12 protein-coding genes and 1 pseudogene are annotated in these 13,232 nt (G+C 70.1%); 1 reads left to right on the top strand and 12 read right to left on the bottom strand.

Features of this window, described 5'->3' with window-relative positions; genetic code table 11:
* Window positions 1–382: pseudogene (locus VFF46_RS32860) on the top strand (hypothetical protein); the annotation flags it as partial.
* Here the strand turns inward: VFF46_RS32860 and VFF46_RS32855 are convergent.
* The 12 genes from VFF46_RS32855 to VFF46_RS32800 all read right to left on the bottom strand — a co-directional run bounded on the left by VFF46_RS32855 (window position 379) and on the right by VFF46_RS32800 (window position 13,150).
* The gene (locus VFF46_RS32855; protein ID WP_325041130.1) at window positions 379–1,092 is read right to left on the bottom strand and encodes a hypothetical protein; all 714 of its coding nucleotides are present in this window, start codon (window positions 1,090–1,092) and stop codon (window positions 379–381) included. The pseudogene VFF46_RS32860 and the gene VFF46_RS32855 sit on opposite strands and share 4 nt — an antisense overlap.
* A 251-nt stretch (window positions 1,093–1,343) precedes the next feature.
* Window positions 1,344–3,707: a RelA/SpoT family protein gene (locus VFF46_RS32850; RefSeq protein ID WP_414673116.1), complete on the bottom strand. Its 2,364-nt coding sequence runs from the start codon at window positions 3,705–3,707 to the stop codon at window positions 1,344–1,346.
* 132 nt (window positions 3,708–3,839) lie between these two features.
* The gene (locus VFF46_RS32845; protein WP_325041132.1) at window positions 3,840–4,379 is read right to left on the bottom strand and encodes an adenine phosphoribosyltransferase; all 540 of its coding nucleotides are present in this window, start codon (window positions 4,377–4,379) and stop codon (window positions 3,840–3,842) included.
* Window positions 4,379–5,563 (bottom strand): protein translocase subunit SecF, encoded by a 1,185-nt coding sequence (secF, locus tag VFF46_RS32840; RefSeq protein WP_325041129.1) that lies wholly within the window; start codon window positions 5,561–5,563, stop codon window positions 4,379–4,381. The genes VFF46_RS32845 and secF overlap by 1 nt, the downstream gene beginning before the upstream one ends.
* On the bottom strand, window positions 5,563–7,332 hold the full coding sequence (gene secD, locus VFF46_RS32835; RefSeq protein WP_414673115.1) for a protein translocase subunit SecD: 1,770 nt from the start codon (window positions 7,330–7,332) through the stop codon (window positions 5,563–5,565). Before secD ends, secF begins: the two co-directional genes overlap by 1 nt.
* A gap of 95 nt (window positions 7,333–7,427) precedes the next feature.
* Window positions 7,428–7,886, bottom strand: a complete 459-nt coding sequence (gene yajC, locus VFF46_RS32830) for a preprotein translocase subunit YajC (protein ID WP_325041128.1) — start codon at window positions 7,884–7,886, stop codon at window positions 7,428–7,430.
* Between the two features lie 227 nt (window positions 7,887–8,113).
* A complete protein-coding gene (gene ruvB / locus VFF46_RS32825; protein WP_325041127.1) occupies window positions 8,114–9,166 on the bottom strand; it encodes a Holliday junction branch migration DNA helicase RuvB in 1,053 nt (350 codons plus the stop codon).
* Window positions 9,167–9,169: 3 nt separating this feature from the next.
* On the bottom strand, window positions 9,170–9,772 hold the full coding sequence (ruvA, locus tag VFF46_RS32820; protein WP_325041126.1) for a Holliday junction branch migration protein RuvA: 603 nt from the start codon (window positions 9,770–9,772) through the stop codon (window positions 9,170–9,172).
* 22 nt (window positions 9,773–9,794) lie between these two features.
* Window positions 9,795–10,391 carry a crossover junction endodeoxyribonuclease RuvC gene (gene ruvC, locus VFF46_RS32815; protein ID WP_325041125.1) on the bottom strand — a complete coding sequence of 199 codons (597 nt, stop codon included), beginning with the start codon at window positions 10,389–10,391 and terminating at the stop codon, window positions 9,795–9,797.
* A 103-nt stretch (window positions 10,392–10,494) separates the two neighbouring features.
* On the bottom strand, window positions 10,495–11,652 hold the full coding sequence (locus VFF46_RS32810; protein ID WP_325041124.1) for a GNAT family N-acetyltransferase: 1,158 nt from the start codon (window positions 11,650–11,652) through the stop codon (window positions 10,495–10,497).
* Between the two features lie 10 nt (window positions 11,653–11,662).
* Entirely contained in the window at window positions 11,663–12,124 is a 462-nt protein-coding gene (locus VFF46_RS32805; RefSeq protein ID WP_325041123.1) for a hotdog fold domain-containing protein, read from the bottom strand.
* Window positions 12,125–12,133: 9 nt separating this feature from the next.
* Window positions 12,134–13,150 carry a helix-turn-helix domain-containing protein gene (locus VFF46_RS32800; protein ID WP_325041122.1) on the bottom strand — a complete coding sequence of 339 codons (1,017 nt, stop codon included), beginning with the start codon at window positions 13,148–13,150 and terminating at the stop codon, window positions 12,134–12,136.
* Window positions 13,151–13,232 lie beyond the last annotated feature (82 nt).

Below are 13,232 nucleotides of genomic sequence, written 5' to 3'. Positions count from 1 at the left end.
CGCGCTGCGTGCGCTGAGCGGCTGCCGGACCGGCCGGATCGCCCGCTCCCCCGACGCCGGCGCGTTGCTCGGCGAACTGCTGCTCGACCGGGTGCTCGCGGTCGGCGAGACCGCCGTCGTCCGGTACGAGGTCGAGGACCGGAACGGGCTGCCGGCCGCGGACTACCAGCGGTTCAGCGAGTGGGGCGGGATGCACTACGTGCTGGAGGTGCAGTTCGATCGGGCCGCGCTGCCTGTCCGCGTGTACGAGCTCCGCCGACGGCACACCCTCGGACCGAACCTGGTGCACCGCGAATTGATGCTCACCCCCGACGGCCGCGTCCACACGCTCGAGCCGTCCGCGGCCCCTGGCACGGTCGGCATCGCCTGGGAGTGGGACTAGGTCCTGAACCCGGCGTGGACGTGGTCGTGGTGGGTGTTGTCGGAGAAGTACGCCGCGCCGGAGAGTTGGTAGGGGCCGCCAACGTTGTACGAGCCAATCGATTCGGCAGCCTGCATGTACGACGTGACCAGTGAACGCGGCGTCGACGGCGAGACCACCGCGTGGCCGTTGATCTGCCAGGTGTCGAACGCGCGGCCTTTCGGGTGATCGCTCGGCCGGGTGGTGCCGAAGACGTCGATCGGGTGCCCGGAGCGGATCACGCTGATCCCGATCCGGTACGTCTTCGCGAGCTCGAGCATCGTGGTCAGCACACTGTCGTGCACCTGCCCGGACCGGATGTCCGCGGCGGATGCCGGCGGCAACGTGATCTGCTCGCTGGCCAGCACCTGGCGCGCGGCCGCCGACAGGCTCGCGGCCGGCGCCCCGGGCTGCGCCGGATGGGTCGCGGTCACCCGCCAACTCCCGTTCGACTTGCTCAGCCGTACGTCGACCGTCGTACCGCCGCTGATCAGCCGGTTCGCCCGGATCGAATACACCCGGCACGGCACGAGCACGCTGGCCGAGTCGCTCAGGATCCCGCCGTACTGCGCGTCGATCACGTCCACCACGGCCCGCGTCTCGGTCGGCTGCAGCATCTTCACGACGGCCGCAACAGCCACCGCCTTCGCCTCCGGCTGGATCTCTCCCGGCCCCGGGACCCACGACTTCACCGCCGGCAACGAAACCGTAGGCGTGGGGGACGCTGCCGAAGTGGGCGGCTTGCTGGACGAGGGCGTGCCGGACGAAGGCGTGCTGGGCGGCGTGGTGGATGGCGGCGTTGTGGAGGGCGGGCCGGACGTCCCGGAAGGGCTCGGTTGGTTGGTGGCCGTGGAACTACTGCACCCGGCCAGCAACCCAGCCCCTGCGACCAGAAACACCCGACGCTTCATATTCGCAGTGTCCTCGCCACCACCAAACCCAGCTACTGCGTCACGCGATAGACGTCGAACACGCCCTCCACCGACCGCACGGCCTTCAGCACATGCCCGAGGTGGGTCGGATCGCCCATCTCGAACGTGAACCGCGACTTCGCGATCCGGTCACGCGTGGTGGTCAGCGCCGCCGACAGGATGTTCACGTGGTAGTCGGACAGCACCCGCGTGATGTCCGACAGCAACCGCGCACGATCGAGCGCCTCGACCTGGATCGCCACCAGGAACACGGACTGAGCCGTCGGCGCCCACTCGACCTCAACGATCCGCTCCGGCTGGGTCTTCAGGTTCTCCACGTTCGCACAGTCGGAACGGTGCACCGAAACGCCCGCACCCCGCGTGATCCAGCCGATGATCTCGTCCCCGGGCACCGGCGTACAGCACCGCGCCAGCTTCGACAGCACGTCGGTCGCGCCCTTGACGATGACACCCGCGTCGCCACGGGCGGTGCGCTTGCGCCGCTCGCGACTGGCCGGCAGCCGGACGCCCTCGGACAGGTCCTCGGCCGCGCCCTCCTCGCCGCCGTACGTCTCGATCAGGCGCCGTACGACGGCCTGTGCGCTGACGTGCTGCTCGCCGACGGCGGCGTACAGCCCGGTGACGTCCGGATACCGCAGGGAGTTGGCGACCGCGGTCAGGGTCTCGTGGGACAGCAGCCGCTGCAGCGGCAGGCCCTCCTTGCGGAGCTGCTTCGCGATCGCGTCCTTGCCCTGCTCGATCGCCTCGTCGCGGCGCTCCTTGGAGAACCAGTGCTTGATCTTGTTCCGCGCGCGGGGGCTCTTGACGAACGTCAGCCAGTCGCGGGACGGCCCGGCGCCCTGCGCCTTCGAGGTGAAGACCTCGACGACGTCGCCGTTCTCCAGCGTGCTCTCCAGCGGCACCAGCCGGCCGTTGACCCGGGCGCCGATACAGCGGTGCCCGACCTCGGTGTGCACCGCATACGCGAAGTCGACCGGCGAGGACCCGGTCGGCAGCGACATCACGTCGCCGCGCGGGGTGAACACGTACACCTCGGTGTTGTTGATCTCGAAGCGCAGCGAGTCCAGGAACTCCGACGGGTCCGACGTCTCGCGCTGCCAGTCGACGAGCTGCCGCACCCAGGGCATGTCGTTCGGCCCGCCGATGTCGGTGCTCGGCGTGGCCGGCACCGCCGACGTCGGGTCCTCCTTGTACTTCCAGTGCGCGGCGATGCCGTACTCCGCGCGCCGGTGCATCGAGAACGACCGGATCTGCAGCTCCACCGGCTTGCCCTGCGGGCCGATCACCGTGGTGTGCAGCGACTGGTACATGTTGAACTTCGGCATCGCGATGTAGTCCTTGAACCGGCCGGGGACCGGGTTCCAGCGCGCGTGCATGATGCCGAGGGCGGCGTAGCAGTCCCGGACCGAGTCGACCAGCACCCGGATCCCGACCAGGTCGTAGATGTCGCCGAACTCGCGGCCGCGGACGATCATCTTCTGGTAGATCGAGTAGTAGTGCTTCGGCCGGCCGGTGACGGTGGCCTTCACCTTGGCCGAGCGCAGGTCCTCGTGCACCTGGTCGATCACGGTCGCCAGGTACTCGTCGCGGGACGGGGCGCGCTCGGCGACCAGCCGGACGATCTCGTCGTACACCTTCGGGTGCAGGGTCGAGAACGCCAGGTCCTCGAGCTCCCACTTGATCGTGTTCATACCGAGCCGGTGCGCCAGCGGGGCGTAGATCTCCAGCGTCTCGCGGGCGATCCGCTCCTGCTTCTCCTGCCGCAGCGAGCCGAGCGTGCGCATGTTGTGCAGCCGGTCCGACAGCTTGATCACCAGCACCCGGATGTCCTTGGACATCGCGACGACCATCTTGCGGATCGTCTCGGCCTGCGCGGACTCGCCGTACCGCACCTTGTCGAGCTTGGTGACGCCGTCGACCAGCATGGCGATCTCTTCGCCGAAGTCGCGGGTCAGGTCCTCCACCGTGTACGGCGTGTCCTCGACGGTGTCGTGCAGCAGCGCGGCGCACAGCGTGGTCGCGGTCATACCGAGCTCGGCGAGGATGGTGGCGACCGCGAGCGGATGCGTGATGTACGCGTCGCCGGACTTGCGCATCTGGCCGGTGTGGTACCTCTCCGCGGTCCGGTAGGCGCGCTCGATCATCCCGAGGTCGGCCTTCGGGTGGGTGGCCCGGACCACCCGGAACAGCGGCTCGAGCATCGGTGCCCGGTTCGGATGCCGGGTGCCGCCGAGGCGGGCGAGCCGGGCACGGACCCGGGCCGGCGCGATCCGCGGCGGCTGGGTGGCAGGCGGCGGCGAGGCCGGAGCCGGCCGCACCGGTGACGGCGCGCGCGGAGGCTCCTGCGGTACGGCGTTCGGTACCGCGGATGTCATCGCCGGGTCTTCGCCCACGTTTGTGTCCCTCCGCCGACAGGCCACCAGTCTAGAGGCCTTCGCCCAACCAGGCAGACCCGCCTGTGGACAACACGCCGGGTCACCCGGCGGCTGCGGAGAGTGTAGCCGTTATTACACCGTCAGCAGTGCGCTGACCTGCTCGCCGTCGAGGCGCTTGCGGCCCGGCAGGAACGACAGCTCCAGCAGCACCGCCGTACCGACGACCTCCGCGCCGCACCGGCGGATCAGCCGCAGACAGGCCTCGACCGTGCCACCGGTCGCCAGCACGTCGTCGATGACCAGCACCCGGTCCCCCGGCGCGAACGCGTCCTGGTGCACCTCGATGGTCGCCTCGCCGTACTCCAGCGCGTAGGACTCCTCGTACGTCGCGGCCGGCAGCTTGCCCTTCTTCCGGACCGGGACGAACCCGGCGCCGAGGGCGAGCGCGACCGGGGCGGCGAGGATGAACCCGCGCGCCTCGATCCCGACCACCTTGTCGACCACCGGCCTGCCGTCGTCGTCGGTACCGGCCGCGGCCAGCGCCTCCACCACCTGGCCGAAACCGGTGTGATCGGCCAGCAGCGGGGTGATGTCCTTGAACACCACCCCCGGCTGCGGGTAGTCCGGGATGTCGCGGATACCGTCCGCGAGCACCTGCTCCAGCGTGCGCATCACTTGCCGCGCTTCGAGCGCGGCTTACGGGTCGGCTGCGGCCGTCCGGCGGCCGCCGCCTTCATCGGCCGGGTCGACGCGGTCGGCACCGAACCGGTGGCCCGGTCCGCCTTCCGCGGCGTGTCCTGGACGACCGAACGCGCCGCCGCGTCCGCCGGCGCACCGGCGGTGGCCGGCTCGGCCGGAGCCGCCGCCTTCGCGGCCTGGGCCTTCTTCGCCGCGACCCGCTTGCTCAGCGCCTGCATCGCGGGCTCGCGCTCCTTGAAGACCGCGAGCAACGACGGGGCGATGAAGATCGACGAGTACGCACCGACCGCGATACCGACGAACAGCGCCAGCGACAGGTCCTTCAACGGGCCGGTGCCGAGCACGACGGTGCCGACGACCAGGATCGCGCCGACCGGCAGCAGGGCGGTGACCGTGGTGTTGATCGACCGCACCACGGTCTGGTTGACGGCCAGGTTGGTGGCGTCGGAGTACGTGAACCGGTTCGACCCGGTGATCCCCCGGGTGTTCTCCCGGACCTTGTCGAACACCACGACCGTGTCGTACAGCGAGTAGCCGAGGATCGTCAGTACGCCGATCACCGTGGCCGGCGTGACGTCGAAGCCGATCAGTGCGTACACCCCGACCGTGATCGTGACGTCGTGGACCAGCGCGATGATCGCCGCCATCGACGCCTTCGCCTCACGGAAGTACAGCCAGATCACCGCGAACACCAGGACCAGGAACACGATCAGCGCCATGATCGCCTTGTTGGCGATCTGCTGCCCCCAGGACGCACCGATCTGCTGCGACGTCACCTGGTCGGCCGGAACGCCCGCCTGCTTGGCGATCGCCTGCCGGACCGTGCCGATGTCGGCCTGCTGCAGCGGCTTGGTCTGGACCCGGACCTTGTCGTTGTTGATCGTGGTGACCACCGGGTCACCGAGGCCCTTGGCGTTGGTCGCCTTCACGACGTCGCCGAAGTCCTGCACGGTGGTGTTGGTGACCTGGACCTTGGCCTCGTACTCGACGCCGCCGCGGAACTCGATACCGAGCGCCAGGCCGCGGGCGAACAGGCCTGCCAGCGAGATGATGACCAGCGCCGCCGAGAGGCTGAACCAGAACTTGCGGTGCCCGATGAAGTCGTACGAAACCTCACCGCGGTGCAGCTTGGCACCGATCTGCCCGAGCTTCGACATCAGACCTCCCCTCCGACCGGCTTGCGCGTCGACGGCGTCCGGCGCGGCCGGGCCGACGGTCTCGTCTGTCCGGGCAGGCGTTCGACGCCGAGATGCTCCGGGTCCAGGCCGGACAGCTTGTGGCCGTGCCCGAAGAAGTCCGTCCGGGCCAGCAGCGTGACGACCGGCTTGGTGAACAGGAAGACCACCACCAGGTCGATCAGCGTGGTCAGCCCGAGCGTGAACGCGAAGCCCCGGACGCTGCCGATCGCCAGCACGTACAGGACGATCGCCGCCAGCAGCGAGATCGAGTCCGCGGCGATGATCGTGTGCTTGGCACGCGCCCAGCCGGTCTCCACCGAGGACCGCAGACTCCGGCCTTCGCGGACCTCGTCGCGTAGTCGTTCGAAGTAGATGATGAACGAGTCCGCGGTGATACCGACCGCGACGATCAGACCCGCGATGCCGGCCAGGCTCAGGGTGAACCCGATCCCCTTGCCGAGCAGGATCACCAGTGTTCCGGTGAGTACGCCGGCCGCGACCAGCGACATCACCACGACCAGACCGAGGCCGCGGTAGTACAGGAAGCAGAACAAGACCACCAGCGCCAGGCCGATGATGCCGGCCCAGATACCGGCCGACAGCTGGTCACCACCGAGCTGCGGCGACACCGTCTCCACCGAGGAGATGTCGAACTTGACCGGCAGCGAGCCGTACTTCAGCACGTTCGCCAGGTCCTGCGCCTCGGCCTCGGTGAAGGTACCGGTGATCTGCGCCTGACCGCCGGGGATCGGGTTGTCCACGCTCGGGGTCGAGATCGTCACGCCGTCCAGCACGATCGCGAACAGGTTGTTGCCCTGGCCGCGCTGCGAGATCGCCGTGGTGGCCTTGAGGAACTTGTCGCCGCCCTGCCCGGTGAACTTCAGGTTGACCTGCCACTGCAGGCCGTTCTGCGGGATGCCGGCAGTGGCGTCGGACAGGTCGGTACCCGCCATGATCGCCGGGCCGAGAAGGTACTTGTTCTGGTTGGTCTTGTCGCAGGAGAACAGCGGCGCGTTCGGGCTGTCGGGCTGCTTGTCGCCGCACTTGAACGTCGCGAATTTCGCCTGCGTGGCGGCGTCCGGCTGGTACTTCAGCGGGTCGCCGCCGACGGCCGGGGTCGACGGCGTCGCGGACGGCGCCGGAGTCGCGCCGGCCTTCGGCGTCGTACTGGCCTTCGGGGTGGTGCCGGCCTTGGGCGTCGGGGTCGGCGTGGCCTGACCCAGCGCGCTCGTCCAGGCGCGGCCCTTCGGCGTACTGGTCGGCGGCTTGACCGTGGCGCTCGGCGTCACCTTGGTGCTCGGCTTCGGCGTCGCACTCGGCGTCGGCGTGGTGCCCGGCTTCGGAGTGGCCGTCGGCGTCGGCGTCGGCGCCAGCGACTGTGCGCTGTACACGATCCGGAAGTACAGCAAGGCGGTCTGGCCGACCTGCGAAACCAGCGATTCCTTCGTGGCACCCGGGACGGCGACGTTGATGTGGTTCGCGCCCGAGGTGGTGATGTCGGCCTCGGCGACACCAGCCCCGTTGACCCGCTGGCTGATGATGTTCTTCGCCTCGTTCAGCTGGTCGGCGGCGACCTTGCCGGTGCCGTCGAGGGTGCTGGCAGTCAGCGTGATCGTGGTGCCACCGCGCAGGTCCAGACCGAGTTTGGGCTTCCAGGTCCTGGTCAGCGCCATGATCCCGAACAGCAGAACCACGACCACCAGCAAGGTGATCAGGCTCCGCCCGGGGCGGGAAGTCGAAGTTGCCACGTCAGATTCAAACCTTTGTGCTTCCGGGCGCGCCGTACCGTCACTGGATCATCACAGGACGCCGCACGACGCGCCGCAGGCCGTTGGGACGGAAATCAGTTCTCGGTGTGCGTCGGCGGCAGCTTCGGGGCGTCCTGCACCTTGCCGTCGGCCTTCTCACCGCCGGCGTCCGGTACGTCGACCTTCTCGGGCGTGGGCACCTGGCTCGTGGCGTCGGCGTGGTCGTCCGCGGCGGCGGCCGGCTCGTCGTCGACGCCGTCCTCCTCCGGGATCACCCGGCCGACCGCGGCCTTCACGACCTGCACCAGCACGCCCTCGGAGATCTCCAGCGTGACGTAGTCGTCGTCGGTCTCCTCGACGATCCCGACCAGGCCGCTGGTGGTGATCACCTTGGTGCCGGGCGACAGCTTGGCGACGGTGTCCGCCTGGCGCTGGCGCTGCTTCTTCTGCGTGCGGCTCATGAACCAGATCATTCCGACGATCAGGATCAGCGGCAGCAGCAGCGTGATGCCGCCACTCCCGGAGGAGGCCATCGGTACGGCGAGGAGTTGCATCGGGTCTCAGAATCCTTCGTCGGGTCGGGTGTACGGGCGTCCGGAACACTCTGCGTGAGCGCGCCGGCCGCAGCGGAACAACCTGGAGGTCAGGCCACCGGGGAGTCTAACCCTGAGCGTCAACAACTGCCGCATGACGCCGGGTCACGTTTGAGTTACTCACTACGGAGTGTCTACGTTCCGGCGCCGTCGGTGGTTCCCGGCTGTTCAGTTCGGTACTGGACTCCTCAGTCGTCGTCGGCGTCGAAGAGCGTGTCCGCGAAGGTCGCGCCCTTCGGCACCTTCAGGCCGATGTGCCGCCAGGCGGCGGGCGTCGCGACGCGTCCGCGCGGCGTCCGGGCCAGGTAGCCCGATCGGACCAGGAAAGGTTCCGCTACTTCCTCCACGGTCTCACGTTCTTCGCCGACCGCAACCGCGAGCGTGGAAAGACCGACCGGTCCGCCTCCGAACCGGCGGCAGAGGGCGTCCAGCACCGACCGGTCCAGCCGGTCCAGGCCCATCTTGTCGACCTCGTACAGATCGAGGGCCGCCTTCGACAGCGCGAGCGTGACGATCCCGTCCGCGCGGACCTCGGCGTAGTCGCGAACGCGGCGGAGCAGCCGGTTCGCGATGCGCGGCGTACCGCGAGACCGGGACGCGATCTCGGTCGCGCCCTCCGGGGTGATGTCGACCTCGAGCAGCGCGGCCGAGCGGTTCACGATCTTCTCCAGCTCGGCGGCCTCGTAGAACTCCAGGTGCCCGGTGAAACCGAACCGGTCCCGCAGCGGTCCCGGCAGCAGGCCGGCCCGCGTGGTGGCGCCGACCAGCGTGAACGGCGGGATCTCCAGCGGGATCGCGGTGGCACCCGGGCCCTTGCCGACGATCACGTCGACCCGGAAGTCCTCCATCGCCATGTACAGCAGCTCTTCCGCGGGCCGCGACATCCGGTGGATCTCGTCCAGGAACAGGACTTCGCCCTCGCTCAGCCCGGACAGGATCGCGGCCAGGTCGCCGGCGTGCTGGATCGCCGGCCCGCTGGTCACGCGCAGCGGCGCGGACATCTCGCTGGCGATGATCATCGCCAGCGTGGTCTTTCCCAGCCCGGGCGGGCCGGAGAGCAGCACGTGGTCCGGCGCGCGGTTGCGGCCGCGGGCCGCGTGCAGCACCAGCTCGAGCTGCTCACTGACCCTTCGCTGACCGCCGAACTCGGCCAGCGAACGCGGCCGGAGCGCGGACTCGATCTTGCGTTCCTCGAGGTCCACCGCATCCGCGGAGACCAGCGGGCGCACGTTGTCTTCCATCCGCTACGCCTTCGACAGCACGCGCAGCGCGGCACGCAGCAGGTCGGGAACCGACGGGTTCGGGTTGTCGGCGGCGAGCGGTGAGACCGCGGTGACGGCGTCCTCGGCGTCGCGGGCGGACCAGCCGAGGCCGACCAGACCGGCCTGCACCTGCTCGCGCCAGGCCTCCTGCGCCTGCAGCGGCCGGCCCGTCACGGTCTTGGACGGCGCACCGATCTTGTCCTTCAGCTCCAGCACGATCCGCTGCGCGCCTTTCTTGCCGATCCCGGGAACCTTCACCAGTACGGCGAGGTCCTCGGTCGCGACCGCCTGCCGCAACTGGTCCGGGCTGAGCACCGCGAGCGCGGCCTGGGCCAGCTTCGGGCCGACACCGGAGGCGGTCTGCAGCAGCTCGAACAGGTTCTTCGCGTCGTCGTCCGCGAACCCGTACAACGTCAGCGAATCCTCACGGACCACCATCGAGGTGGAGATCCGGGCTTCCTGCCCCGGGCGCAGACCCGCCAGCGTGCCGGGGTCGCAGTACACCTGCAGGCCCACGCCGCCGACCTCGACCACGGCGCAGTCGATCCCGACAGCCGCCACCGGTCCACGTACAAAGGCGATCATCGCCAGCCTCCCCTTCCCATGCTCACCGCTTGCCCTGCTGGGCGGCCACCGCCGCCTGTAACCTCGCCAACTGCAGCCGCGACTGGGCCTGCGCCTGAGCCTCCAGGTGGGCCCGGCCGGTCGCCGCCTGCTGCAGCTTGCTCGCCACGCCGCCGCGCCAGACCTGACAGATCGCCAGCGCCAGCGCGTCGGCCGCATCGGCCGGCGTCGGACGCTCGCTGAGCTTGAGGATCCGGGTCACCATCGTGGTCACCTGCTCCTTGTCCGCGCGCCCGGAACCGGTCACCGCGGCCTTCACCTCGCTGGGCGTGTGCAGCGCGACCGGCAGCCCGCGCCGGGCGGCCACCACCATCGCCACCCCGGAGGCCTGCGCGGTGCCCATCACGGTCCGCACGTTGTGCTGCGCGAACACCCGCTCCACCGCGACCGCGTCCGGCTGGTACTTCGCGATCCACTCGTCCAGCTCGGCCTCGATCCGGACCAGCCGCTTGGCCACGTCCAGCTCGGCCGGCGTCCGGATCACCCCGACGGCGACCATGGCCGGCGGCTTCCCCGGCGTACCCTCGACGACGCCGAGGCCGCACCGGGTCAGTCCCGGGTCGACGCCGAGCACCCGCATGGACCACCTCCGAACGTTTGTTCGACAACCCTAGTCGGAGGCGCCGGAAGTCCCGAAATCGACGCGCCGGTAGTGGTCCCGAGCTGCAGCACCTCCGGACCACTTAGAAGTAGTCGAGCATGTAGGGCGCGAGGCCGCCGAACACCGCGTCGAGTGCCGGGTCGAGGTCTGCTCCCCCGGTGGCCAGACCGGCACCGCGCAGGGTCGCGAGCGGCGTACCGGCGTACAGCGCGGCCAGTCCCCGTGCGCCGACGCGGAGCGCGTCCGCCGACGGCTCGGCCGGCTTCAGTTCGGCGCCGCCGCCGGCGATCGACAGGTGCCAGTCGCCGGTGTTCGCCGGCAGCTCCGGGTCCTCGATCCGCAGATCGGCCTCGAGTACGGCGCCTGCCGGGTAGCCGCGCGCCGCGAGCGCCGCCGGGGCGTCGACGAGCCGGAGCATCCAGCGGTTGATCTTGGTGTCACCCGCGGCCTCGTGCTCGGCCAGCAGGTGGATCGGGTCGTACGGCGGGCAGTACGCGTGCACGGTCTTCGCGATCGACGATCCCGAACCGACCGTGGCCCACAGCGCCCGTGCGGTCTCTTCCGAGCCGGCGATCAGCTCGTCGACGGACAGCGCGCCGTCGGACCAGTTGTAGACGACGAAACCGTCCTCGGCGACGTACGCGAACGTGTCCTCGTCCTCGAGCCAGGACACGATCTCGGACCGCGGCCAGATCAGCGGACCACTCGACCGCCGGTCCTCGTGAGCCTTCGACGCCAGCTCCAGGAAGCGGTCCGCGTCGGCGACCCCGGCCCGGCGCACCGCCGTACGGCGGCCCCCGAGCGTCCGCAGATCGGCGGCCTGGAAGGAGAACTTGTACCGGCTGCCCGCGAACTCGTAGCCGAGGTGCCGGTACAGAACGGTCGTCGCCGGATACAGCCCGGTCAGCGGGTAGCCCTTGTCGACGCACCGCTGCAGCACTCCGCGCATCAGCAGGCTGCCGACCCCGCGACCGCGGTACTCCGGCGCGACGACCACACCCGCCACGCCGCCCATCGGCACCCGGCGCCCGCCCCACCACTGCTCGAACGGCCAGATCCGCGCGGCCGCGACCAGTTCCTCCCCGTCCACGACGCCGAGGATCCGCCGGTCCTCGATGAAGGTCCGCGCGGTCTGCTTCCACTTCTCCCGGTCGCCGCCCGGCCCGAACGACCGGATCCGCACCTGCCACACCGAGTCGAGATGTTCCTCGGCGACGTCCACCACCCGCAGCTCAGTCACGCGGGAGACCCTACGTCTTCTTGTCCGTCACCCACAGGTGAATTGTGCCCTCGACGACCACCGTGCCGTCGTCCCGCGTCGCCTTCACCGTCACCGGTACGTCCGGCCCCGCGGTCCAGGTCCCGGGATCGGTCTCCGCCGAACAGGTCAGGTCCGACGTCGACTTCGCGAGGTACGCGACCTCCATGCCCTTCGGCAGCCAGCGCTTCCCGGCCGGCACGGTCGCCTCGGCCAGCGCGCCCATCGCCGCCTCGAGACCGTTGCACACGGCAATCGCATGCACGGTACCGATGTGGTTCAGCACCGCCCGCCGCTTCGGCAGCGTCAGGGCCGCGTAGTTGGGACTCACCTGCACGAACCGCGGCCGCACCGACCGGAAGTACGGCGCCTTCCACGTGAACCCCCAGGAGAACACCCGCTCCCCACCCGGCACCGCACGCAACCGCTCCCACAACCGCAGCACCTGGCTCATCCGCACATGTTACTCACGAGTCACATCTCCTGTGAAGCGCCGCGTGACCCAGCCGCGTTCGGAGGCTTCCCAGCCGAGTTGCATGCGGGAGGTGGAACCGGTCAGGTCCATCAGGGCGCGGAGACGGCGCTGGACGGTGCGGCCGCTCATCCCGAGTTGTTTGCCGACCGCGTCGTCGGTGAGGCCGGTGAGCATCAGGGCGAGTACGGCGAGGTCCGCGTCGTCCGGGCCTGCCGCCGCCTCCTCGATCGGACCGCCGGCACCGAGGCCGATGGGTACGGCGGACGACCAGATCGACTCGAACAGCGCGATCAGCGACTGCACGAGCCCGGCGGCCCGGATCACCAGGGCGGCGGTCTGGTAGCCACGGACCGCCAGCGGCACCAGCGCGACGGTCCCGTCCGCGACCACCAGCTTGGTCGGTACCCGGTCCACCGTCCGGACCTGGGCGTGCGACTCGATCGCCTCGACCGCGTCGTTCACCGTCCCCGGCGCCTCGAACGCGGACCGCTCGATCACCACCCGGAACCGCACGCCACGCCCGAGCGCCTCGCCCTCGGCCTCGTTCTCCTGGCCGGACAGCGCCACCGGCCGCGCGTCGACGAACGCGCACACCTCGTGCCGCGCGGCCCGCTGGATCTGCAGGAAGCGGGACCGTACGGCGGTCGCGCCGAGCACCACCTCGACGAGGTCGCCGATCGCGGCCTGGCCGAGGTCGCTGCGGAAGATCGCGGCCAGCCGGGCGACCGAGGTCTCCGCGACCGACAGCTCGTGCCGCCGCGAGTTGAGCAGCCCGCGCAACGCCACGTCCGGCGGTGCCGCGAACCACCGCGGCTCGTCGGCCAGCACGGTCTCGGCCAGCCCGAGCTTCGCCAGCGCGCCCAGCACCTCTTGTACGTCGGCAACCGGCAGCCCCGCCCGCGCCGCCAGTACGTCGACGGTCGCACCGCCGTCCACCACCAGCGACCGGTACTGCCTCTCCTCGGCCGGGCTCAGGCCGAGCGCGGTCAGCTCGATGTCGTTCATCCGCGGGCGGCCCCTCTTGTCGAAAACACGTCACGGCGATTCTCCGCCGCCGTCATGCGTTCCTCCAGGGGTGACCGCGCTG

This window comes from Kribbella sp. (assembly GCF_035655035.1).
In the GTDB taxonomy this organism is placed as follows: Bacteria; Actinomycetota; Actinomycetes; order Propionibacteriales; family Kribbellaceae; genus Kribbella.
This window is presented reverse-complemented; position numbering and strand designations above follow the sequence as displayed.

Excerpts from the sequence above, each read along its gene's own strand:
- ruvB (WP_325041127.1), bottom strand. The coding sequence starts at position 9,166 with ATGGAAGACAACGTGCGCCCGCTGGTCTCCGCGGATGCGGTGGACCTC.
- secF (WP_325041129.1), bottom strand. The coding sequence starts at position 5,563 with ATGTCGAAGCTCGGGCAGATCGGTGCCAAGCTGCACCGCGGTGAGGTT.
- VFF46_RS32800 (WP_325041122.1), bottom strand. The coding sequence starts at position 13,150 with ATGAACGACATCGAGCTGACCGCGCTCGGCCTGAGCCCGGCCGAGGAG.
- ruvA (WP_325041126.1), bottom strand. The coding sequence starts at position 9,772 with ATGATCGCCTTTGTACGTGGACCGGTGGCGGCTGTCGGGATCGACTGC.
- VFF46_RS32850 (WP_414673116.1), bottom strand. The coding sequence starts at position 3,707 with ATGACATCCGCGGTACCGAACGCCGTACCGCAGGAGCCTCCGCGCGCG.
- VFF46_RS32845 (WP_325041132.1), bottom strand. The coding sequence starts at position 4,379 with ATGCGCACGCTGGAGCAGGTGCTCGCGGACGGTATCCGCGACATCCCG.
- VFF46_RS32805 (WP_325041123.1), bottom strand. The coding sequence starts at position 12,124 with ATGAGCCAGGTGCTGCGGTTGTGGGAGCGGTTGCGTGCGGTGCCGGGT.
- ruvC (WP_325041125.1), bottom strand. The coding sequence starts at position 10,391 with ATGCGGGTGCTCGGCGTCGACCCGGGACTGACCCGGTGCGGCCTCGGC.
- yajC (WP_325041128.1), bottom strand. The coding sequence starts at position 7,886 with ATGCAACTCCTCGCCGTACCGATGGCCTCCTCCGGGAGTGGCGGCATC.